The sequence below is a fragment of the Phaeodactylibacter xiamenensis genome, from assembly GCF_000759025.1.
GTDB lineage: Bacteria > Bacteroidota > Bacteroidia > Chitinophagales > Saprospiraceae > Phaeodactylibacter > Phaeodactylibacter xiamenensis.
The window spans coordinates 176465-198741 of record NZ_JPOS01000083.1 but is presented as its reverse complement, the minus strand read 5'-3'; the positions used below and the strand labels follow the sequence as shown (position 1 = coordinate 198741).

Here is a 22277-nt window from a genome sequence, read left to right as displayed (position 1 = left end):
AGTTGTTTTTACCGAAGGAGTAGAACATGGCCTTGCCGGGCTACCGTATGCCCGCTTGCCAGCTCCCGAAATTGGGTTACATAGGTATATAGGCCAGAAGTTGCCGACTGTCCGTTCATTTGCCCATCCCAGATTGAATGATTCCTGTTTCCCTCAAAGACCATACCTCCCCAACGATCAAATACCCTCATAATAATGAGCTCGAACCCGTCCCCCTGTGGGAAAAAGTAGTCGTTGATACCATCGCCATTTGGGCTAAATGCCGTTGGGAAATAAATTTTAGCGGCGCAATCTTCCACTACAATATTAATAGTATCCGATACTAAGCAATCCTGAACCTGAGCAGAGACAATATAGGTGCCTGCTGTCTGTACACTTCTAACAGGTTCCGTTGCTCCATCCTGCCACAACCATTGAGCAGCCTCCAGGTGGAGGGCATTCAAGGTCAGGGGAGATTGCAGGCAGATTGTAGTGTCTTCTCCAAGATAAAGGGGAGGTTCAGCGTGAATTTCATCAAAGAAGCTAACCTCAATATCAATCGCCTGCTCGCCGCAAAAGCGGTCCGTAATGGAAAGGCGGTAGTTGCCACCGCTAAGGATTTCCCGCCCGGCTGAGGTGCTTCCGTTTTCCCAAAGGTAATTGACTGCACGAGGATGCGAAACATCTAACACGAATGGCGGAGGATCGCAAAGGGTGGTGTCTTTCGGCACTCCATAATTTGGGGTATCAATCACAACAATAGTTCTGGAAAAAGTGTCCGGACATGTATTGGTGTTGATGATACGGCTTATGGTGTAGGTACCTGTCGATTCATAACATAAATCATCAAGAACAGGAAAAAAAGAGGAATCAGGCGAAGTGCCGCTCATAAACCATGCATAGCCCGAGGCTCCGGCATTGCAGGGGATTTCCGGCTGAAAACAATTGCCTACGCAAAGGGTATCAGGTGCTTCGAAGAAAGAACTTGGGAATGGGCACTCCGGGCAGAAGTCGACCAATGTTGCAGTATCCTCAACAAATGAGATAGGAGAAAAAGGAGGAAAAGTGATGATGGTATCAACCAGCTCAATTGCAGCGTCCTCAAAAGTAATAGGGCACTCCTGAGTCGAATAGCAAAGAGATTCAAACCTGCATTCTTCAAGCTCTCCGAATGCATTGGTACGAATAATTGGCGAGACTGGCGTAAATAGCTGGTTTTGGAGCAAGAATATGGACTGATCGTCTGTCTTGGCAAGGTGATTGAAGTGCCGGGTAGAAAAATCAAAAAACATTTTTATCCACGCTGCATTTCCGAGCGCGTCGATTTTTAAAAGGCCGCCTTTGAAGTTCTCCGTATTTTCAATGCTGACCAAAACTGAACCGTCTTCAAGAAGAATGGGATTGGCCAGATAGCCGAGATCGTAAGGGGCATCAATTATTCGGGACCAAACAATGGTACCATCGGGTTTGCTCCTGACAAAGCAAGTGGCAGCAGTTTGACTGTCCATTGAGCCCCCCCCGTACAAAAGGTCTCCATCGGCATATTCCAGGTAAGGAGCCAAACTGGCCGAAGGGGCATTTCTCACCCATTGCAGAACGCCGTCTCCATTGATCTTAATAATCACATCCTTACCGCCAAGGGCAAAATACTGAAATACCATGCCTCCATCGTCAGTGCGTACTAAATTACTCCCCCGGGTAGCCAAATCATTTTTAATGCATTTTGACCAAACGGTCTGCCCGGATGAATCTAACCTTACCAGGTATTGATCGAATGCATTCGTTGAAGCATGCAATAGTATTACATCGTCATCAATTGCAATGATATCCGGAGGGGCAACCGTGTACTCCATTATTCTGATGGACCACTGAGGCGTACCATCACTACTAAGCCTCATAAGGTGATAATCCGAATAGCTATTGGCTAAATTGTCATAAATGCTGTACAATGCAGCCAGGTCTCCGTTGTCCAGTTCGGTTACTTCCCAAATATGCCCCTTAATATCCGGCACTTTTGTCCAGAGGTGCTGTCCCTGAGGATTAATGCAGGTGATAAAGGGCTGAGGGTCATCGTTGCTCCATCGACTGCCTGCAACCAGGATGTTGTTATTTTTATTTGCAATCAGAGTGTTAAGATGATGCTGCTTTCCTTCAGAGCCCAAAACCTTGATCCAGTTTTCCTGCCCACCCATTATTGCCGGGAGTAAAGAGCAAAAAAACAATATCAGCGTAAGCCTAACCGGTGAGGTGTTCATACTATAGTCATTTTATCTAGTGCCCCAAGCCATACATCCTTGAAGAAAGCAAAAGGACAAAAAGCCGACAAATCAGGGCAGGAAAACTCAGGTCTTAATATTTTTCAAAATCTAAATATATGATAAAACACTGATAACCAGTATTTTTATTTTGATTGGCTTTGGATTTATGCACGTACAAATATAAAAAAATGTAGTTGTACCCCCATCACCTTCCCCTTACTTTTGTAATGTGAGAAAAAGCAATCACCCATGCGGAAGATATTTTGGATAGCAACTTTCTGGATTTTCGTTTCGGGCCTGCAGGCGCAGGTTTACCCGGGCGATGCCAACAACAGCGGCAAAGTCGATCAGGCGGATGTGCTGTACACCGGTTATGCCTATGGCAGTGCGGGTCCGGCGCGTATCGAAACGGGGACTATTTTTGAGGAAATGCCCATCTCCATCAACTGGATGCAAAGCTTCCCCAACGGTGTGGGCTATGCACATGCGGATGCCAATGGCAACGGGCAGGTCAACCTCTCGGATATGCTGGCGGTGGTGACCAATTTCGGGCAAAGCCACTCCACACCGGTCCCGGTTGTTTTCCCTGCCGCTGTACCGGGCATGGATGCTGCGCTTGCCTTTACGCCTGATTTGCTGAACCCTCCGCTAACTGCGGGATCCATCGTCAATATCGCCCTGGATTTGGACTACCCCAACCTGCCCACCGAGGTGAACGGGCTGGCATTTGAGATCGCTTTCAACAAGAACTACATCCAAAGCATCTCGCTCAGCTACGATGAGGAATGGCTGGGCGGCACCTCGGAATCCTTCCGCTTCCAAACCATCAGCACGAGTCAGACGGACCGGCTGAAGACAGCTTCTACGCGCTACGGGGTCAACCCCACCGCAGCAGAAGGAAGGGTAGGGGTTTTGTCCATCGTCATAGAGGATGATCTCATCACCTTTATGCAGGCCGATAGTGCCAAGATACTCCTGGAAATCAAGGAAGTCATGCTCGTCAACGACAGCCTGGAACTGCAACCGGTCGTGACTGACAGCCTGATGCTGACCGTATACAACCCCAACTACTTGGTCACCCAAACCCTGACGGAGGAAACAGCCGATATGCGCCTCCTCCCCAATCCTGTGCGCAACGGACGGGTATTGGTGGAAGCCCCCAAAGGCATAGCGCGCGTTGGTGTCTTCAATATGCTGGGGCAACCGCTCTACGAGCAGGAACCCCTGACGCCCACCTTTGAAATGGCTGTGCCCGGCAGCTGGCCAACCGGTTACTACCTGGTGCGCGTGCAGCAAAGCGATGGGCTGCTAAGCGAAAAACTATTGTACATCATTCAATAAAATCACCCGACTTTATGAAAAACCTGACTGTTTTATTATTAGCGTTCTGTAGCTTCTTCAATAGCTATGCTACGGAGCTCAGCGTTTCCGGCAGCCTGCTATTTGGGACCGATCAGGACCCGGTGCCTGGATTTGAGGTGGAATTGCTGCTGCCCTCCCTTGATGAGTACCTGTTTGCCATTACTGAAGCGGATGGAAGCTACACGTTTACCTTCGACCACGATTTCAGTAGTATGCCCACGCTAACGGCCACTGTGAGTACCATCGATTTCTGTACGGGCGTATTCCTTACGGAAACGGTAACGCTGCAGGAGAGTGCCCCTTCGGCAACGGGAGTAAACCTGATCGTCTGTGGCGATATTAACCCACCTCCACCACCGGAGCACTGCGAAGCCTTCTTCTTCATGGAGCAGATCAATGCTGACCCCTACGAAGTGCAGTTTTATGACCTATCGAGCACCGCCACGCCTGTGGAATCCTGGTTTTGGGATTTTGGGGATGGCAACACGAGCAACGAAGCTTCCCCCCTGCACACTTATGCTGCTACGGGAGTGTATGATGTTTCATTGACCATCACTGCTGATACCTGTACCGCTATCTTCACCAACCCGGTCTATGTTGAAGATTTCGTGCCCTGTGACTGCGACTGGAATGAGTACGACCCGGTGTGCATTGAGGTGGCGCCTGGTATTGTGGAGCTTTTTGAAACCCTCTGCTATGCCGAATGCGCAGGGTATAGCGCCGATGATATCGTGGATTGCAGCGACAACGGCTTTGACCTTTGCGAAGCCTTCTTTACCTACGAACAAGGCGCGGATAGCCTGACCCTGGATTTTACGAGTTTTTCTTTCACTTTTGGGGACAGTATCATGGGCTACAACTGGACGTTCCCGGATGGCGGCACCTCAACGGAAGCCAATCCCAGCTACACTTTTTCAGAGACAGGGTCGTTTGATGTCAATCTCACCATCGTCACAGAAAGCGGCTGTGTCAGCTCCTATTCCCAACCCGTATATGTGGGGGACAACGGTGGCCCTTGCAACTGTGATGATGTCTTCGACCCGGTTTGCGTGATCAACGAAGCTGGCGTGATCATCACGATGCCAAGTGCCTGCGTGGCCATTTGCTCCGGCTATGGGCCGGATGAAATTTACGACGATTGCAACTTTGACGATTGCGACTGCCCGCTGGTTTTTGAGCCGGTTTGTGTGGAGCTTTTCCCGGGGCTGATCTTCGAATTCCCCAATGCCTGTGTGGCAGAGTGCGAAGGCTTTACTGCAGCTGACTTTGTCGACTGCGAAGGGGATGACAATTGCTATTGCCCGGCTATTTTCGATCCGGTCTGTGTGGTTGAGAATGGCGACACCCTGACCTTCCAGAACCCTTGCTACGCGGAATGCGAGGGCTTCGGCCCCGATCAGTTTGTGGACTGCGATATCGACGCGCCCTGTGGCTGCGATGATGTCTTCGACCCGGTTTGTGTGGCGACGCCTTCCGGGCAGATTCTCACCTTCCCTAATGCCTGCTTTGCGGAATGCGAAGGCTATGATTCATCTGTGTTCTTTGAGTGCGACGACCCCAGCGACTGCAACTGTTATCAGGTCTACGATCCGGTATGTGTAACCCTTCCAAATGGCGTTGAAATTATCTTCCAAAACGACTGTTATGCCGAATGCGAAGGCTTTGGCCCGGATGAGTATGCGCCCTGTGACGGTGGAGGCGCCTACTGTGAAGCCTATTTTGAGGTATCCGAGACAGATGTGCCCGGACAGGTGCAGTTTTCAGATTTTTCCTTTGTATTCAATGATACTGTAACCGAATGGTTCTGGGACTTTGGTGATGGCAACAGCAGCACGGCGCAAAACCCGGTACATACTTATGCGGAAACAGGTATGGTGGAAGTTTCCCTGACCATCACAACTAGCGAAGGCTGCACCAGCACTATTGTGCACCCGATATTCCTTGGTAGTGGCGGTGGCGCAGGCAATGGCCCGGAATGCCAGGCGATGTTCTCCTTCGAGCAGGATGCAGACGACCTGTTGTCCTTTACCTTCATGGATATGTCCATGGGCAATGACACAGATTCCTGGTTCTGGAGCTTTGGGGATGGCAATAGCAGCACGGAGCAGGATCCGACCCACACTTATGCTGCACCCGGGCTTTACCTGGTCACGCTGACCATTACCAGCGGCGATTGCATGAGCAGCATGAGCATGATTATCCTGACCGACTTCGATATCCTCTATGATGAAGACTGCCTCGCACTTTTCCTGCCATTCAAGACCGATAGCCTGACCTACGCCTTTCTGAACCTGTCTTCCGATTTCGGGGCAGACTATCAGTGGGATTTTGGCGATGGCAATACAAGTACGGAAGCCATGCCCGTGCACACCTATACCGCACCAGGCAACTACGAAATCTCGCTGACGATGACGACACCGGATGGCTGTGTTTCTACCTTTACCGTGACCATCAATCCGGTCATCAATGGCTTTACCGGGCAGCCTTCCTTCCTGATGGCAGTCGACACGGACGACAACTATGAACAACCACTGGGCCAGATCAAGGCCTATCCGAACCCCGCCCGCGAACAAGCCACGCTTGACCTCGACCTTCAGCAGGGAGGCGCCTATGAACTGCGCCTGCTCAACCTGAACGGGCAGGCCCTCTGGCAGCAGCAATACAACTGGAACGCCGGCCGGCAGCAGATCGATCTCGACCTGTCGGACGTGCCCGCCGGGATGCTGATGCTGCAGGTGCGTGGCGAGCAGGGCACCGAAACCCTTCGCCTGATTAAGCAATAAACCGACTGTTGTAAGAATTTCACCCGTACTCCAATCATTTAAAACCCGCCTGCACGGTTCAGTCCGTGCAGGCTTTTTTGTATCTTTGCCCCCCGAAAATCCTAACATAGTCTAAAACCAAATCCATGAAAAATATCGCAGTAATCGGCGCCGGCACTATGGGCAACGGCATCGCCCACGTTTTCGCCATGAATGGCTATTCCGTCAACCTGATCGACATATCTGAGGAAGCGCTCGACAAAGCCCTCGCCACTGTCACGAAGAACCTCGACCGCATGCTCAAAAAAGAGCGGATCACCGAGGAGGTGAAGCAGAAAACGCTTGGCAACCTGACCAAACAAACGGACCTGAAAGCCGGTGTGGCCGAAGCTGATCTGGTCGTTGAAGCCGCCACCGAGCGGGTAGACCTCAAGCTGAAAATCTTCAAGGATCTGGACGAGGCTGCACCGAAGTCTGCCATCCTGGCCACGAATACTTCTTCCATCTCCATCACCAAAATCGCGGCAGCAACCACACGCCCGGCGCAAGTCATCGGCATGCACTTCATGAACCCCGTGCCGGTCATGAAACTGGTAGAGGTCATTCGCGGCTACGCCACTTCAGATGAGACCACTAAGACCGTCATGGACTTGTCCCGCAAGCTTGGGAAAGTACCCGTAGAGGTTAATGATTACCCAGGCTTTGTCGCCAACCGGATTTTGATGCCAATGATCAATGAAGCGATTATCTCCCTGCACGAAGGCGTGGCCGGCGTGGAGGAAATCGATACGGTCATGAAGCTCGGCATGGCGCATCCTATGGGGCCGCTGCAACTGGCGGACTTTATCGGGTTGGACGTGTGTTTGTCCATCCTGAATGTCCTGTTTGAAGGCTTCGGTAATCCGAAATACGCTCCCTGCCCGTTGCTGGTCAATATGGTGACGGCCGGCAAGCTGGGCGCGAAGTCGGGTGAAGGCTTTTACACCTATGGTCACGGTACCAAAGAACTGATCGTGGCGGACGCATTCAAAAAATAGCAATCAATTTGTTTTGTAGTCTTGTTTTTAAATATTTTTTGTTTTACATTTGTGTTTGTACACATTTTTGAAACAAAAAGGGGCAAGACATGGAAAGCAAAAGTACCCACCAAAACACCCTGTCCCTTCAAGCTCTGGCGGACGCCCTTCACCGCAACTGGTTCAACGGCGTCCTCTTGGGCCTGGGGATATACATTCTGTTTTTTAAAAACATTAGCATTCAGTTTAACCTGAACAGCATCGAGCAGCCGGTTGCGGTTGCGGAACAGGGCCTCGTGCCATCGTTTGGGCAGGCGCTGCCCGCCAATTATAAAGCTGAAAAGCGCACCAATACCCAACAAAATGTCTCACAAATCAAGTGGGATACCCGTCAACCGGAGGATTTCCCAAACCTCACCTTCGTGCTGAATGACAACTACGCCGAGCGCCACCACGTGCGTCCGGAGGTCAAGGAAGCCGTCAATGCTAAAGTAGAGGCTTATCTGGAGCAGTACAAAATGCTGGCGATCAGTGAAATGGAAGACTATGGAGTCCCGGCAAGCATTACCCTCGCGCAGGGGCTGCTGGAATCCAACGCCGGAGAAAGCCTGCTGGCCAGGGAGTCCAACAATCACTTTGGCATCAAGTGCAAAAGTAAATGCCGGGGCTGTACCTGCCGCAATTACTCAGATGATGACATCTACGATATGTTCCGAGTGTTTGGGGATGCTAAAGAGAGCTTCCGGGCACATTCTGAACTGCTCAACGGCGAACGGTACCAACACCTCCACCGGCTGCGCATTTCCGATTATAAAGGCTGGGCGCGAGGGCTTAAAAAGGCAGGCTACGCCACTGACAAGGCTTATGCCGATAAGCTCATCCGCATTATTGAGAAGTTGGACTTGACTCGGTTTGACCGGCTGGGGGCGTAGCAGTCTTCTCAGTGCCAGATGCATTAAGCCACAGATGTTAGATTGTTAAGCACATAATAAGCAACCAAATAATTCGGTTATTCATATAGACCGAAACGGCTATTGACACCAACAAACGCATTCGGATATGAATGGCCGAATAGTAAAATCGTTTGAGCATTTAGGGTCATCAGGCTTTGATGTCTCAGACCTTACTAATGGGCTTTATATAGTAAGCATCTGGGAGGACGGAAAGAGGTTGCTAACAACCAAACTTTCAGTAGTAAAATAGTTTTTTTCATTGGTGGATATATCTGTTTATTCAGGTATATCCGCTATATTTTATTGCTATGAATAAAATTGTTTTATTTGGAGATGTGTTCAGTGATTTTCTTAGGGATATGTGTGCACCAGTAAATCCATACAGTCTATTACTATTACTATTCATATTCTTTTCTACTGAGAATTTATCATATGGAAGTTGTCTAAAAAAGAATCGTGGTGAAATCGAGATGGTTTGCACAAAAAGTTGCAAAAGGAGATATTTGGAAATCTCTAAACTTTTCCAAACTCCTTTCGCAACTATGTACGTAAAATTAACCAAGAAATTCATCACACACAATTTGATGCCCTATTTGAGCACAACAAATCTAGGGCGCAAGCCAAAAGTTAAGCTTTGGAAAATGGTCAAAGCAATAATATACCGCCTAAAAACAGGTACACAATGGCGAGAGTTACCCCTGCGCCAGTTTTTTGGATTTGCCATAAAATCCTATAAAACAGTGTTTTATCATTACAATAAATGGGCTAAAGATGGTTCTTGGCATCGCTTATGGACGGCATTATTGAAAGCAAATAAAGCTGCCTTGGATATGTCCACCGTAGCTTTAGACGGTAGCCAGACCCGAGCTAGAATGGGTGGTGAGGCAGTGGGGTATCAAAGCCGGAAATCTGCAAAAACAACAAACATGCTGTTTTTGACTGACTCCAACGGAATCCCGTTAGCGATGTCAAAACCCGTATCAGGTAATCATCATGACCTCTATGAAATTAACAAGGCATTCAAAAATATCTGCGAAATTTTAGAGCAGGCCGATATCGACCCAAGAGGTTTGGTAATGAATGCAGATGCTGGTTTTGACAGCAGGAGCTTTAGAGAGTACTGTGATGGGCTGGAAATCCTTGCCAACATAGACATCAACAAAAGGAATGCAAAAAACACTGATTATGAATACCTTGTAGACCCTGAGTTGTATAAGGAAAGGTTTGCTGTTGAGCGGACCAACGCTTGGATTGATGGCTTCAAATCTCTTTTAGTCCGGTACGAGACATCTGCTAGAAATTGGATGAGTGCTCATTTCCTAGCCTTTTCAATCATTTTGTTGAGAAAAACTAAACTCCATACAAATCATTTTTAGACAACTTCATGGTCAAATTAATCGAATCACTAATCCAAGTTTTGAGAATTTAACGAGTTGCCCCTTACCGATTATTGATGGTCAATTAATTCTATGTCCAGGATGGATTAACGCAATGTCAAGTCCCGATATATATAATAATTGTGCAGGTAGTAATGCTGGAGTTTTTGGTGTCCCGCTTAATTCTTTCAATTGTTATCAATACCCCCGAACAGGAAGTGGATATGCAGGCTTTGTAAATTTTCTAACTGTACCTCGTACTACTGAATATTTAGGAGTAAAATTGAAAGGAAAATTGACAAAAGGAGAAAAATACTTTATAAGGTTTTTTGTGTCTTCTCGTAACTGTACCAGTTCTCAACCCTGCCATTCCGATGCAATGGGGTTAGCGTTTTCGGACACCCTGTACCGTGAAGCGGTAATAGGAGGAGCTGAGCAAGTACCGCCCTTTACTCCAGCTGTTCAAAATCCGGCAGGGAAAATATTAAACGATACCCTCAACTGGATGGAAATCAGTGGCTGCTATACGGCTACCGGAACGGAGCAATACGCGATTATCGGCAGTTTCAAAACCAGTGCTAATACGCAAAGTGAGGGATGCTTTGGTGTAACCGGCTCCTATTACTATGTAGATGATGTAGGCGTGTATGATTTTGACCCGTTGCCAGATACACTGGTTTTATGCAAGGGCGAATCGCGAACCATCGGGAAATCATTTTTGGACGCAACGTACTCATGGAATACAGGTGCGGCCGATAGCATTTTGACCATCAATCAGGAAGGCCGGTACATTGTGAATGCGACCCTGGGCAATTGTGTATTTAGCGATACGGTTGTGGTTTTAGAAAATGACAAGCAGTTAAGCTTGCTGCCAGCTGACACCTTGCTTTGCGAAGGCGAAGAACTTGACTTGAGCATACCGCTGCCAGGCACTTATTTATGGTCAGATGGCTCAGGCAGCAATCAGATTTCAATCGTTGAGGATGGGACATATACGGTTGAGATTCAAAATAATTGTGGCGTTTTTAATCATTCATTCGAAGTAACCACTGAAATCTGTGGCTGCAATGTATATGTACCGACTGCTTTCTCGCCAAATGGCGATGGCAATAATGATGTTCTGCAATGCTATGTTAGTTGTGATTTTCCATATCAAGCTATTCGCTTTGAGGTTTTTGACCGTTGGGGAGGCCTTGTCTATTCCAATAAATCGTCAGACATACAAAGCATCATTTGGGACGGCACTTTCAAAGGCAAAGCGCTTGATCCGGGTGTGTATGCTTGGTTTTTTGAATACGAATACATCCGGAATGGCACGGTTAACCATAAAACCATCAGTGGTGAAGTACACATTTTTAGATAGTGTTTACTTACCAACAAATCTGACTATTCCTAACCAGCCAAACCTGGATTTCTGACCTGCTGTCAATTTTTTTTGGCAAACCTTACGGGTAGCGTTCGGCATTGATTATCTTTCGTCAGCAATCAAAGCAAGAAAAATCAACAAAACCCTGGCTGATGATATCTACGCTCCGGAAAGTTGCCCAGGCTATCCACACCCTGAATGAGCAGGTGGGCAGAGCGGCAGCATGGCTGACTACGCTGCTTATGCTGCTGGTCTGTTTCGATGTAGTCGTCCGTTATTTATTTAATGAAACCCAAGCCTGGATTATGGAACTGGAATGGCACCTGTTCGGGCTTATCTTTTTGCTGGGGGCCGGGTATGCTTTCCGGCACGACCGGCATGTCAGGGTGGATCTGTTCTACGCTAAGTTTTCGGCTAAAGACAAAGCGCTGGTCAATCTCATCGGAGGCCTAATATTCCTGATTCCCTGGACAGCTATCTTGATTTACGTTTCCTTTGAGTATGCCACCATTGCCTACAAAATAGGAGAGGGGTCGCCCGATCCCGGAGGGCTGCCAGCCCGGTACATCATCAAATATGCGATAACAGCGGGCATGGTATTGCTCTTCCTGCAGGGGCTCGCGAGTATCATCGACAACTGGTTGATCTTTAAAGGTAAAGCCCCTTCCCATTCCAGCACCTCTGAAACCGAATAGCCATGGCCATCCTTGCGATATTACTGTTCATCAGCATCTTTCTGCTCATTTTGTACGGATATCCTGTAGCCTTTACGCTCGGGGGGATTTCCATCCTGTACGCTATCTGCTTCCTGGATCCGGGCAGCTTCATTGCACTGTCTCCCCGCATGATGGGCGTCGTGAGCAATTATGTGCTGATGGCGGTGCCTCTTTTCATCTATATGGGCATCATGCTGGAGAAATCCGGGCTGGCGGAAAGTCTTTTGGAAACCATGGCGATGCTGTTTGGGAAAGTCCGGGGCGGGCTGGCGATTAGCGTAGTGATCGTGGGCGCTTTACTGGCCGCTTCCACCGGAATTGTGGGCGCAACCGTAATCACCATGGGCCTGATCAGCCTGCCGACCATGCTGAAGCGCGGTTACCGCACCGAACTGGCGACGGGCACGATTGCCGCATCCGGAACCCTCGGGCAGATCATTCCGCCTTCGGTTGTGTTGGTGCTCCTGGGCAGCGTGCTGAATGTTTCTGTGGGGCAGCTGTTTGCCGCGGCGCTGATCCCGGGGCTGCTGCTTGTACTCGTTTATATTGTGTACATCGCCATCACCGCCTGGGTGCGCCCGGGGTATGCGCCAAGTATGCCGAAAGAAGAACTGGAGGCTTTCTGGGCTTCAGGGGCTACCCGTAAGGTGCTGCAGGCTTTTGTCCTGCCTATGCTCCTAATCGTGGCCGTGCTGGGGTCCATTTTTGCAGGCATTGCTTCGCCTACGGAAGCTGCTGCCGTAGGGGCAATGGGCGCTACTCTGCTCACCATTAGTCAGGGCAAATTCAATCTGGAAGTCCTAAAGTCCGTCATGCGGGAAACGACCCACCTGACAAGCATGGTCTTTGTGATTTTGCTGGGCGCTACTGTCTTTTCCTTCGTCTTTCGGGAAATGGGCGGGGACACCTACCTCGTCAGCCTGATCGAAGAAGCCAATCTGTCGCCCATGGCGTTTCTGGCCCTGGTTATGATCGTGGTCTTCGTCGCCGGCTTTTTCATCGACTTTATTGAAATCATCTTCATCATCGTGCCGGTAGTGGCTCCTATTTTCGTGCAGATGGATATTGATTTGATCTGGATTGGCGTATTGCTGGGGCTGAACCTGCAAACCTCCTTCCTGTCGCCCCCGTTTGGGTTTTCCCTGTTTTACCTAAAAGGAGTAGCTCCTCCGGGTGTGACAACCCAGCATCTGTACCGGGGTATCCTGCCGTTTGTGATTATACAGCTGGTCTTTCTCAGTACGGTCATTCTTTTCCCGGAGGTGGTGTACTTTTTGATTGATTAAGCAGAGATGAAAAGACTGGTACTGATTTTCTTTGTTTTGCCCATCTGCCTTTTCGCCCAAACCGACGAGAGTGACACCCTGAAACTGCAGGCCCGTCTATCGTTAAGCGGGATTTTCCAGGGCGGGAATGTGCAAACGGTCATTTTCAGGGCCAATTCCGACCTGAGCTATAAGCTGTGGGAAAAGTGGGTGTTCAAAACCCAAAATTCCTTTGTTTATCAGGAATTTGGGAAGCAAAAAGCCGATGAAGATATCCTTAGCCTGAACTTCCTCTATTTCAATCCCAGGAAAAAAATATACCCACTTCTTTTGGGCTTTGTAAGCACCAATTTCAGAAGACAGATTGATGTACGCACCCTTTTGGGCGGAGGCGTTACTTTTCAGTTGCTGAAAAACGATGGGAACTGGCTGAAAATAGCGCTCTCCAGCGAATACGAGCAGACTGAATTCAATAACGACACCTTCAATCGCGCAGCTTACAACGGCACCCAATCTATCGACACTTTTCGGGGTACAATTTGGATCAAGGGCAAATATCATCTCTTCAAAAGGAAGCTGATCGTCGGCCATGAGAGTTACTATCAGCCTTCTCTGGAAAGGGGCGATAACTATCGCTGGAGGGTAGATTTGGGGTTAGAGATTCCTCTTACCAAGTACCTAAACTTTAGGACCAACTTTCTGCACACCTTCGAGAGTATAGTGATCGAGGGGCAACGGCAGGAGGATAGCCTGCTGACTTTTGGGTTTACGGTGAAGAATTTTTGATAGAAAACCTACCCCAACCGAATCCCCGCATCCACCTGAATCCGGTTATAATAAGCCTTCTCCGTGATCGCCGCATAATCTGCCGCCTTTTGCTGGAAGCTGCGGTAGGACGCGTACACTTTTTTGCTCTTGGGGTCCCGGGCGGTGATTTCGTCAATCGCTTCCGCGGTGTAGGTGCGCATCTGACTAATGACTTCATCGGGGAAGCGCCGGATGTTGATGCCTTTTTCCAGGAGCTTGGCGAGGGCAGCGGCATTATTGGCTTCCATCTGGCTGAGAATCCAGCCGGAAAGCTCGCCCGCTACGGTCTTGATGATGCCCTGCAGGTCAGAGGGCAGTTGCTCCATTTGCTCCTTGTTGACGAAGAACTCCAGCATGGTGCCAGGTTCGTGCCAGCCAGGGCTGTAGTAGTATTCGGCGATCTCGTGAAAGCCCATTAGGGTATCGTGGAAGGGGCCCAGCCATTCCGTGGCATCGATGACGCCCCGCTCCAGCCCTGTATAGATTTCACCGCCTGCCATGAGCACCGGTGCGCCGCCCGCCCGTTGCAGTACCTTACCACCCAGGCCGGGGATACGCATTTTGAGCCCTTTAAGGTCTTCAACGCTGTTGATCTCTTTATTGAACCAACCGCCCATCTGCACACCGGTATTGCCGCCTGGCATAGGGATGAGGTTGAAATCCGCGTACAGCTCCTCCCATAGCTCCAGCCCTCCGCTGACCATCCACGCATTGAGCTGCTGTGCGTTCATACCAAATGGGACGGAGGCAAAAAACTGCGCGGCTTCTGTTTTGCCCGCCCAATAGTAGGCAGCTCCACAGCCCAACTCGGCTCCGCCTTCCCGCACCGTGTCAAAGGCTTCCAGTGCCGGCACCAGCTCATTGCCACCGTAGACTCTGATGTCCATACGCCCACCGGATAACTGCCGTACGCGGTCGGCAAAAAGCTCACAGGCTTCGCCCAGTATCGGGAACTTAGGCGGCCAGGTGGTCACCATCTTCCAGCGGTATTTTTTGGCGGTGATGATGTTGGGGCTGCCATCGCTTTCTTCCTGCGCATGGCTGACGCCGCCCAGCCCTTTAATCACAAAAGGGAGGGAAATGGTGCCAAGGGCTAAGCCTTTGAAAAAGGTTTTACGGTTGAGCTTCATAGCGTGCCAGGGTTAAAATGTGATTCGGTGATAAATCTGTCGAAGTGGAATGCGGTGGTCAAGCCTGGGGATAATTAGCTCGTCAGATGCTGTTGCAAGAGGCGTCATCAGCCACTGCCCGTTGGGGGCTCGTTCGAAAGATTCTACGGCCAGCTGATGTTGGGCAATGAATACACACTGCTCCACACTTGGAATACGCTGATATTGGAAAAACTTTTCGGTCCGGTCGTACTGTGCGGTACCCTGGGAAAGGATTTCAATGATCACGCAAGGGAATTCAATAATCAGAGGATCCTGATCTTCAGGATTGCAGGTGAGTACGATATCCGGATAAACATACCGCTTTTTAGACTGGATTTGAGTCATGACGTTTTCGTCAAACAATTCACAGCCTTTGCTTTCCAATATTTGCTGAGGGATTTGAGCGATAAGGTTCCGCTTGATGCGGTTATGGTTCTTGGTAGTAGCTTCTAGTTCAATGAGCGTCCCATCCCAAAAGTCAAAACGCTGCCCTTCACCTCGCTGTGAAGCCAGGTACTCCTCGAAACTGACGGGCTGTAATCGTCTTGCCAGGCTCATGACCAAAATTTTAAACAAGATAGTGGAAATTTCAGAACGGAGGAAACCTGATTTTGTATATTTTGTTTTAATTTTACAAAACACAAAACAAATCAATGTCAAGTCAACCCGCAAAATACAATCAGGGCAGGGGCGCCCAAATCAATCCGGCCAACCGCTTTCATGAGCACGACTACGGGCTGGAGCCTTTGCAGCCGGATGCCAGGACGCAGTACATCCCGGTTTACCCCAAAACCATCCTCAACCGGGTGGAAAGCCCGGACATCGGCATGGCCTGGTCGATGAACCCCTATCAGGGCTGCGAGCATGGCTGCATTTACTGCTACGCCCGCAACACCCACAATTACTGGGGTTACAGTGCCGGGCTGGACTTCGAACAAAAGGTGCTGTATAAAAAAGACGCGCCCCAACTGCTGGAACAACAGCTGAAAAAGAAAAACTGGAAGCCCGAACCCATTATGCTGGCAGGCAATACGGATTGCTATCAACCAGCAGAGCAAACCCTTGGCATCACCCGGGAAATCCTCAAAGTACTGTGGAAGTACCGCCATCCGGTAGGCATTATCACCAAAAACAGTATGGTGCTGCGCGACCTTGACCTGCTGCAGCCCATGGCAGAAAACCGCTTGCTGCGGGTATCCATTTCCCTGACCACGCTAAACGAAAAGCTGCGGCGCCTGCTCGAGCCCCGGACCGCATCCGTGAAGGCCCGCCTGAAAACCATCGAAGTGCTGGCCGAGAAAGGCATCCCGGTGAATGTCATGATGGCGCCCATTATTCCCGGGTTGAATGACCACGAGATTCTGGAGATGGGGCAAAGGGTTAGTAGCCTGGGCGCGGTTTCTATGACCTACACAATGGTGCGCCTCAACGGAGATGTCGCTGCCATTTTTGAGGACTGGATCCGCAAGACGATGCCTGACCGTGCAGACCGGGTGCTTAATCGCATCCGGGATGTGCACGGGGGCGAACTGAACGACAGCCGTTTTGGTACTCGTATGAGAGGTGAAGGGCAGTTCGCGGAGGTCGTGAAACAACAATTTCAATTGGCGCGTCAGCGGTACTTTGCCGATAAGGTTAAGCCAGACTACAACCTGGATTTGTTTGAGCAGGGTCGCAACCCTCAAATGTCCCTGTTCTGAACTTGCATGAGTGGCAAGCGTTCCAGAAATTAGCCGCTCATTGGCTTTTTTGCAAACACAAAACCACTATGCCCGAAACCTCATTGCTTGCTGCTGCTGAAACGGCCGTTTACCAACATTTAGCGGAACATCTGCCGCCCCGCTATGTCTTTCACGATTTCAACCACGCAAAAGCTACCGCAGCTATCGCCACTGAGCTTACCGCTGAGGCAAATTTGCCAGAAGCAACGCGCAATGCCCTGATTATTGCAGCCTGGTTTCACGATGTGGGCTACACAGAGGGCGAAGAAGGGCATGAACAACGCAGCGCCGAACAGGCGAAGCAATTCCTTAAGGCATTCCCCGATGCAGTCATCGACCACGCGTTGGTGGAGCAGTTGATCCTGAGCACCATGCCCGGCCAAAAGCCCTGTACCAAACTGGAACAATGGCTGCACGATGCCCACTATTCCTTCCTGGGCCGGAAACGCTTTGAACGGCGCGGGCAACTACTCCGTCTGGAAGAAGAAGCCATCTCCGGTAAGAACTACACCACCCACGAGTGGGAAAGGCGCTTGCTGGAGCTTCAGTTGGATACGAAATTCCTGACCCCGGAAGCCCACGAAGCTTTTGCCAGTCGAAAAAACAAAAATATAGCCGAGCAAAGGGATAAAATCCGTAAAGCCCGGAAAACAACCGTCCGGAAAAAGACCGGAAAAGACTTTGGCCGGGGCGTTGACACCGTCTACCGGGTCACCCTCCGCAACCACATCAACCTGAGCTCTATTGCTGACGGGAAGGCCAATATGATCATCAGTATTAACACCTTGGTACTGTCTATCCTTATCACCGCAGGATCAGCGGGTTTCTCTATCAGCCCTGCTAATTTTGAGGAAAACCTGGAGTATATCCTTCCCGTGCTCCTGCTTATGGTCACCTCACTGATGGTCATTACCTTCGCCGTATTCTCAGCCATACCAAAGGTGTCCGGACAGGATTTTACCGATGAGGACGTCAAAAAACATAATGTGAGCCTGTTGTATTTCGGCAACTTTCTGAGCCTGCCCAAGGAGCAATTTGTAGGCTACCTGCGCGACCTGAAAGAAGATCAGGAGGTTCTGTACGATGACCTTTCCCGGGACTTGTACAATCTGGGCCTCGTACTAAAGAAAAAATACCGCCTGCTCACTTACGCCTACCGGACTTTTGTAGGAGGGCTGGTACTGAGCTTCCTCGTCTTCGTATTTACTTTGCTGCTCAAATAACCTGATACTGCAAGCCTTTTTTGCCTTCTGTTCAAATTGTTGTAACGGAGTCAGTTCGCAGCCGTCCGGTTTTGGCTTTCTGACCCCCTTCGGATGTATTGAAATAATACACCACGCCAACACTTAGCAGAAAATAGGCGGCAAGGGCATAAGTCGCTATTGGGGAAAGGCTGTTGAGCCCAAACCAGTCTCCGGTAGTCCAGATCAGGACGAGTCCAATACCCGACTTCACCAGCTCTACCGCCCAGGCATAGCGGCTTTGGTCCATCAGCATGCTGTAACTGAAAATGCAGAGGACCAGAAACAAACCATACAAAATAGCCTGCTGCGCACCGATTTCCGCCAGGTTATTAAAGAGGTACATCATCAGTAAGAACACGGCGGTGAACTGCACCCAGGACCACCACTGCATCGCTTTGGAGAGCTTGGGGTCGTACTTTTCGTAAGCATAAGGGTCTTCAATTCCGGAAAGCGGATACTTTTCCTTTACATCAGCCGGGCGCCATCCGGTAGGTTTGAACCAAATGGTGAACTTGGCTTTCCAGTCCCGGGTGCGCCAGGCATCCTTGATGAGCTGCCAAAGGTGCACAAAGTTGATAATGATGGGGTTCCAGGTGCGTACCGGGCGGGTGACACCGTACACAGGCGGCACATCCTCCAGCTCTTCCTGGAAAGTGCCAAATATTTTGTCCCAGACGATGAAAATCTGAGAGAGGTTCTTATCCAGATATTCCTTGTTGATGGCGTGGTGGACGCGGTGATGAGAGGGTGTGACAATAAGGTGCTCCAACACGCCCATTTTGCCGATCAGGCGAGTGTGGTACCAATACTGTGCAAACAAGTGGAGTGGGGCGACCACCGCTACCACTTCTCCCGGCACGCCCAAAATGGCGATCGGCAGCAGGAAAAAGACCGTGATGGCTACAAACCCGGAGATCGACTGCCGCAAAGCACAGCCCAGGTTGAACTCCTCGCTGCTGTGGTGGATGATATGCCTGTTCCAAAAGTAGTTGACACTATGCGAAAGGCGGTGCACCCAGTAGCCGGCAAAATCGAGCCCAATGAAAGCCAGGGCGTAAACGAGCCAAGTGGATTTGATTTCAAACAGCCCGATTTCTCCTGCGAGCCAGTCGTAGGACACCACCACAACGGTGAGCCCAAGCACATCTTTAATCACATTGGTCAGGCCGGAGCTCAGGCTGGATAAGGTGTCCATACTTCGGATCACCTTTTCGCCTTTCCACCAGGCGATACCAGCTTCCAAAAGGAGAAGAGCCATAAAAAACGGGATGGCATAATTCAGTACGGCGGCGTAGGATTCCATGTTAATTTAGTTTGGCGAAATTTCGCTATAATTTGCAAATATATGGAATCCGCTACAAAAAAAGTACCGGCAAACGACTGTATGCCGTCTGCCAGGTACCACTTTTTGGGGTTATAATTTGTTAAACTTCACGATTTCCGGGCCTGCCACAGAGTGCAAATGGCAGAAGTAAGTACCCGGTGGCAGAGCGCTCACATCAATTTCGGTTTGGTGGTGCGCTTTTGCCTGATTTTCCCAAACCAACTGACCGGTAGCCGCAAAGACCTGCACCGTAAAATCTTGATCAGCCCACCTTAGGGTCAGGGCCGCAGCAGTAGGATTGGGGAAAAGGGTAGGGGGGCTGACTGCTTCATTCCAGCTGCTGCTCAGGTGGTGGTGTGCCCAGTTTGTACCCCCTGATGCGAGGCTGCTGACCGGTACTCCGGCCGGGAAATCACCATCGCAGAAGCGGTTGATACGGGCCCGGAACTGCCCAAAATTGCCCGGAGTAGCAGAGAAACCCGGCTTTAGCATTACGGCATCCTCGGCTACGAATTGAACCTGAGCAAAACCGGTTGCTTCATAATCGGCAGCGGTGATAGTTGACAGCGCCGCTTCATGCACAAAGCCGGAAAGCACGGTTGCGCAGCACAGATTCAGGTTGGCATTGGTAACCAGAATGTTGTTGGCCACGGCGAAGGGGCTGGACAAAATACTATGCATCCGCTTCTCCTGCATGGGCGTGAAAGCCCCCCGGCATTGGAATGGGGCGTAACTCATCGTATTGGTCACATCGGGGCTGTAAATGTCCCCGTTCCCATCGGTTTCTGTGCCGATAAAGGTACAAGTCACATCGTCTACATTGCTTCCCAGGCTGGGATCGGCGGGGGTGTCACAAAGTTTATCGCCTGCGCCTCCGCAATTGCTGCCGTCCACCAGTTCGGCTCCGAACGCAGTTTCATGGGTGTGGTACAGCCCCAGGCAATGCCCCATTTCGTGCGCCAGGTGCGGAGTGTTGAACCGGCCGGCGTAAATGGTGGTATAGGTGTTGGGAATGGCGTAGGCGGTGCCCCGGAAGAAGGTGTAGTCAGGCAAAATATTAATGGTGATGACGTCATTTAATGGCGGATAGGCGGCAATGAGGTCATCGGCAGTATCGCCATCAAATCCATCAGTGGGGCTGGCGAAGTTGGAATCATTGATACTGTAGATGCCCATCAGCGCAAAGCAGATGTCGTGGGGCGCATAGTAGGCTTCCAGGCGGTCAATTTCATCCAGGACTTCCTGCCGGGTGGGGCCTCCGGTGCCATTATCCTCGTTGATGACCCGCACGGCTATTTTTACCGTGTAGGATAAATTGGCGGGCGCTCGCTGTGCTGCCGGATACCGTTCCAGGTAGTCGGGCGAAGCGGGTGTCAGGCAGTCAGGATTCTGCCCAAACAGTGCTACGCCCAGCAGCAATAGGGTAGTGGTAAGGATTAAATGTTTCATGTCGTTGGTCTTTTGGGCTTATTGTTGTTCTAATTGTGCAATGCGGGCCTCCAGGGCTTCGAGCTGCGCTTTTAGTGCTTTGTTCTCCTGATCCGCGGCGATAGCGTAGAGGGTCAGTTCCTCGACTTTTTCCACCAGCAGCCGCTGTGTGCTGCCAATCTCAAAGCCGCCTTTGGCTTCTATCGCCCGAGCGGGCTGAAAGCCGGGGAGGTGGCGATGGCGGTCGATGAAGTCGGCGACCTCCTTTAGCTCAGGCAGGTGGTAGCTGTTGCTAAATACATAATCCGGCCAGTTGGCTTCCAGCTTGACGGTCACTTCCTCCGCTAGTATGGATCCACCAACGTACAGGCGATGGCTGCCCGGGGTTGCGGTGGTGCCCACGGTCAGGGTTTGGTCGACCGTAGCGGTATTGCTGCCCAGGTGGCCCGTGACGGTTGCATTATCGGTTACGGTAAGTGCGCCCCCAATTTGAGTAACGCCACCTACCTTGAGCTGATCGCCAATGACTCCATTACTGGCTACGCTAAGGTCTTCGCCAACGAAAGCATCGGTGCCCACTTGCAGGTCCTGCTGTATGATGGCATTCTTGGCGACATCAAGTGCTTCGTTGACCAATGTTCGGCCAGCGATTTCCAAAAAGAAACCCGCAGCAGGGGCATCTGTACCCAGCCCAACCTGTGTGCCATCATCCCAGAGCTGACTGTCGCCAAGGCTGCTTTCTCCCGTGAACTTCGCCAGACGATTAGGCGTGCCGCTGATGTCTTCGCTGGTCAGCATTTTGAACCAGCTTGCCGTACCCCAGTCCGGCGCATCGCCCTGCCAGCTGCGGTGGAAAATGCCCTCTTCGGCGAAAAACAGCTGATGGTCGAGACTGCTACCTCCGGGGGCCAGTGTCAGCAGGCCGCCATCGGCTGCCGTCGTGACCGGAAGCACACTAAATGCGGTGCTGGCATGGCGCTCCAGGTAAAGTTCATCTACGTAAGTGTCTGGTGCACTGTCCATTGAGCCATTGTCATCCACGTGCAATCGCCCAAAGAAGTCGCCCGTAGTATGAGTATGACCGACCGTGTGCAGGTCGAACGATGGGGTAGTGGTGCCAATGCCCACCTTTCCATTGGCAGTGACCGACATACGCGGCATCAGTTGCGGGTAGCCCGTCTGAAAGCGGAGGTCAGCCGCAAAGCCATCGGGCTGTACGGGGCCGGAAACGTAAGCGCGCATTTCAGCACCGGTGTAATAATCGCCGCCCGTCACCCAGCCTTGTAGCTGTACAGCGCCCAGGCTGTCGTCGTCTACAACGGGGAGTTTGCCAACGCCAAGCTGAAAGCCATTGTTTTTGGCGGCAAAAAGTGCAGGGTCATCGCCAATGATCTGTGCATTCAAAAGGGTAGTAGTGCTTCCTGCTGCAAACAGGATAGCCAGGATGATTAGTTTTCTCATGGTTTTTTAGTGTTTTTGGTATATATTTAGTCCTTTATCAACGCTCTAAAACAAGTGTTACGAAATCAGTTGAATTTTTTGTCCAAAT

General features: G+C 50.5%; 18 protein-coding genes. 12 read left to right on the top strand and 6 right to left on the bottom strand.

What is annotated here, in order from left to right:
• Positions 1-8 precede the first annotated feature (8 nt).
• A complete protein-coding gene (locus IX84_RS23695) occupies positions 9-2234 on the bottom strand; it encodes a gliding motility-associated C-terminal domain-containing protein (protein ID WP_081968913.1) in 2226 nt (741 codons plus the stop codon).
• A gap of 252 nt (positions 2235-2486) precedes the next feature.
• Between IX84_RS23695 and IX84_RS23690 the strand changes: the two genes are divergently transcribed.
• The 10 genes from IX84_RS23690 (at position 2487) to IX84_RS23650 (ending at position 13839) form a co-directional block, all read left to right on the top strand.
• The gene (locus tag IX84_RS23690; protein ID WP_044226705.1) at positions 2487-3578 is read left to right on the top strand and encodes a T9SS type A sorting domain-containing protein; all 1092 of its coding nucleotides are present in this window, start codon (positions 2487-2489) and stop codon (positions 3576-3578) included.
• 14 nt (positions 3579-3592) lie between these two features.
• Positions 3593-6382, top strand: a complete 2790-nt coding sequence (locus IX84_RS33875) for a PKD domain-containing protein (RefSeq protein WP_044226702.1) — start codon at positions 3593-3595, stop codon at positions 6380-6382.
• Between the two features lie 125 nt (positions 6383-6507).
• Positions 6508-7398 carry a 3-hydroxybutyryl-CoA dehydrogenase gene (locus IX84_RS23680; RefSeq protein WP_044226696.1) on the top strand — a complete coding sequence of 297 codons (891 nt, stop codon included), beginning with the start codon at positions 6508-6510 and terminating at the stop codon, positions 7396-7398.
• 89 nt (positions 7399-7487) lie between these two features.
• Entirely contained in the window at positions 7488-8309 is an 822-nt protein-coding gene (locus tag IX84_RS33105) for a glycoside hydrolase family 73 protein (protein ID WP_052516342.1), read from the top strand.
• A 127-nt stretch (positions 8310-8436) separates the two neighbouring features.
• Complete coding sequence (locus IX84_RS34710; RefSeq protein ID WP_081968912.1) at positions 8437-8580, top strand: T9SS type A sorting domain-containing protein; 144 nt, start codon at positions 8437-8439, stop codon at positions 8578-8580.
• Positions 8581-8833: 253 nt separating this feature from the next.
• A complete protein-coding gene (locus tag IX84_RS23670) occupies positions 8834-9706 on the top strand; it encodes an IS5 family transposase (protein ID WP_238578221.1) in 873 nt (290 codons plus the stop codon).
• Between the two features lie 295 nt (positions 9707-10001).
• Positions 10002-11069: a T9SS type B sorting domain-containing protein gene (locus IX84_RS23665; protein WP_160213906.1), complete on the top strand. Its 1068-nt coding sequence runs from the start codon at positions 10002-10004 to the stop codon at positions 11067-11069.
• 155 nt (positions 11070-11224) lie between these two features.
• Positions 11225-11767 (top strand): TRAP transporter small permease subunit, encoded by a 543-nt coding sequence (locus IX84_RS23660; RefSeq protein WP_044226689.1) that lies wholly within the window; start codon positions 11225-11227, stop codon positions 11765-11767.
• Positions 11768-11769: 2 nt separating this feature from the next.
• Positions 11770-13074, top strand: a complete 1305-nt coding sequence (locus IX84_RS23655; RefSeq protein WP_044226686.1) for a TRAP transporter large permease — start codon at positions 11770-11772, stop codon at positions 13072-13074.
• A 6-nt stretch (positions 13075-13080) separates the two neighbouring features.
• Positions 13081-13839: a DUF481 domain-containing protein gene (locus tag IX84_RS23650; protein ID WP_044226683.1), complete on the top strand. Its 759-nt coding sequence runs from the start codon at positions 13081-13083 to the stop codon at positions 13837-13839.
• A gap of 8 nt (positions 13840-13847) precedes the next feature.
• Here the strand turns inward: IX84_RS23650 and IX84_RS23645 are convergent, their stop codons facing one another.
• Both IX84_RS23645 and IX84_RS23640 read right to left on the bottom strand, forming a co-directional pair.
• Positions 13848-14990: a TRAP transporter substrate-binding protein gene (locus tag IX84_RS23645; RefSeq protein WP_044226680.1), complete on the bottom strand. Its 1143-nt coding sequence runs from the start codon at positions 14988-14990 to the stop codon at positions 13848-13850.
• A 12-nt stretch (positions 14991-15002) separates the two neighbouring features.
• Entirely contained in the window at positions 15003-15569 is a 567-nt protein-coding gene (locus tag IX84_RS23640; protein WP_044226678.1) for a Uma2 family endonuclease, read from the bottom strand.
• Positions 15570-15664: 95 nt separating this feature from the next.
• Between IX84_RS23640 and IX84_RS23635 the strand changes: the two genes are divergently transcribed.
• Complete coding sequence (locus IX84_RS23635) at positions 15665-16711, top strand: PA0069 family radical SAM protein (protein WP_044226673.1); 1047 nt, start codon at positions 15665-15667, stop codon at positions 16709-16711.
• A gap of 68 nt (positions 16712-16779) precedes the next feature.
• On the top strand, positions 16780-17955 hold the full coding sequence (locus IX84_RS23630; RefSeq protein WP_052516341.1) for a Pycsar system effector family protein: 1176 nt from the start codon (positions 16780-16782) through the stop codon (positions 17953-17955).
• A 31-nt stretch (positions 17956-17986) separates the two neighbouring features.
• Here the strand turns inward: IX84_RS23630 and IX84_RS23625 are convergent, their stop codons facing one another.
• The 3 genes from IX84_RS23625 to IX84_RS31450 form a co-directional block, all read right to left on the bottom strand.
• The gene (locus tag IX84_RS23625) at positions 17987-19279 is read right to left on the bottom strand and encodes a sterol desaturase family protein (RefSeq protein WP_044226670.1); all 1293 of its coding nucleotides are present in this window, start codon (positions 19277-19279) and stop codon (positions 17987-17989) included.
• A gap of 111 nt (positions 19280-19390) precedes the next feature.
• Complete coding sequence (locus IX84_RS23620; protein WP_044226667.1) at positions 19391-20749, bottom strand: T9SS type A sorting domain-containing protein; 1359 nt, start codon at positions 20747-20749, stop codon at positions 19391-19393.
• Positions 20750-20767: 18 nt separating this feature from the next.
• The gene (locus IX84_RS31450; RefSeq protein WP_052516340.1) at positions 20768-22189 is read right to left on the bottom strand and encodes a hypothetical protein; all 1422 of its coding nucleotides are present in this window, start codon (positions 22187-22189) and stop codon (positions 20768-20770) included.
• Between the last annotated feature and the right edge of the window lie 88 nt (positions 22190-22277).

Bases quoted from the DNA above. Each gene is read 5' to 3' on its own strand.
- IX84_RS23640 (WP_044226678.1), bottom strand. From the start codon at position 15,569: ATGAGCCTGGCAAGACGATTACAGCCCGTCAGTTTCGAGGAGTACCTG.
- IX84_RS23635 (WP_044226673.1), top strand. From the start codon at position 15,665: ATGTCAAGTCAACCCGCAAAATACAATCAGGGCAGGGGCGCCCAAATC.
- IX84_RS34710 (WP_081968912.1), top strand. From the start codon at position 8,437: ATGAATGGCCGAATAGTAAAATCGTTTGAGCATTTAGGGTCATCAGGC.
- IX84_RS23625 (WP_044226670.1), bottom strand. From the start codon at position 19,279: ATGGAATCCTACGCCGCCGTACTGAATTATGCCATCCCGTTTTTTATG.
- IX84_RS23680 (WP_044226696.1), top strand. From the start codon at position 6,508: ATGAAAAATATCGCAGTAATCGGCGCCGGCACTATGGGCAACGGCATC.
- IX84_RS23645 (WP_044226680.1), bottom strand. From the start codon at position 14,990: ATGAAGCTCAACCGTAAAACCTTTTTCAAAGGCTTAGCCCTTGGCACC.
- IX84_RS33105 (WP_052516342.1), top strand. From the start codon at position 7,488: ATGGAAAGCAAAAGTACCCACCAAAACACCCTGTCCCTTCAAGCTCTG.
- IX84_RS33875 (WP_044226702.1), top strand. From the start codon at position 3,593: ATGAAAAACCTGACTGTTTTATTATTAGCGTTCTGTAGCTTCTTCAAT.
- IX84_RS23620 (WP_044226667.1), bottom strand. From the start codon at position 20,749: ATGAAACATTTAATCCTTACCACTACCCTATTGCTGCTGGGCGTAGCA.
- IX84_RS23690 (WP_044226705.1), top strand. From the start codon at position 2,487: ATGCGGAAGATATTTTGGATAGCAACTTTCTGGATTTTCGTTTCGGGC.
- IX84_RS23660 (WP_044226689.1), top strand. From the start codon at position 11,225: ATGATATCTACGCTCCGGAAAGTTGCCCAGGCTATCCACACCCTGAAT.
- IX84_RS23655 (WP_044226686.1), top strand. From the start codon at position 11,770: ATGGCCATCCTTGCGATATTACTGTTCATCAGCATCTTTCTGCTCATT.
- IX84_RS31450 (WP_052516340.1), bottom strand. From the start codon at position 22,189: ATGAGAAAACTAATCATCCTGGCTATCCTGTTTGCAGCAGGAAGCACT.
- IX84_RS23695 (WP_081968913.1), bottom strand. From the start codon at position 2,234: ATGAACACCTCACCGGTTAGGCTTACGCTGATATTGTTTTTTTGCTCT.
- IX84_RS23630 (WP_052516341.1), top strand. From the start codon at position 16,780: ATGCCCGAAACCTCATTGCTTGCTGCTGCTGAAACGGCCGTTTACCAA.
- IX84_RS23650 (WP_044226683.1), top strand. From the start codon at position 13,081: ATGAAAAGACTGGTACTGATTTTCTTTGTTTTGCCCATCTGCCTTTTC.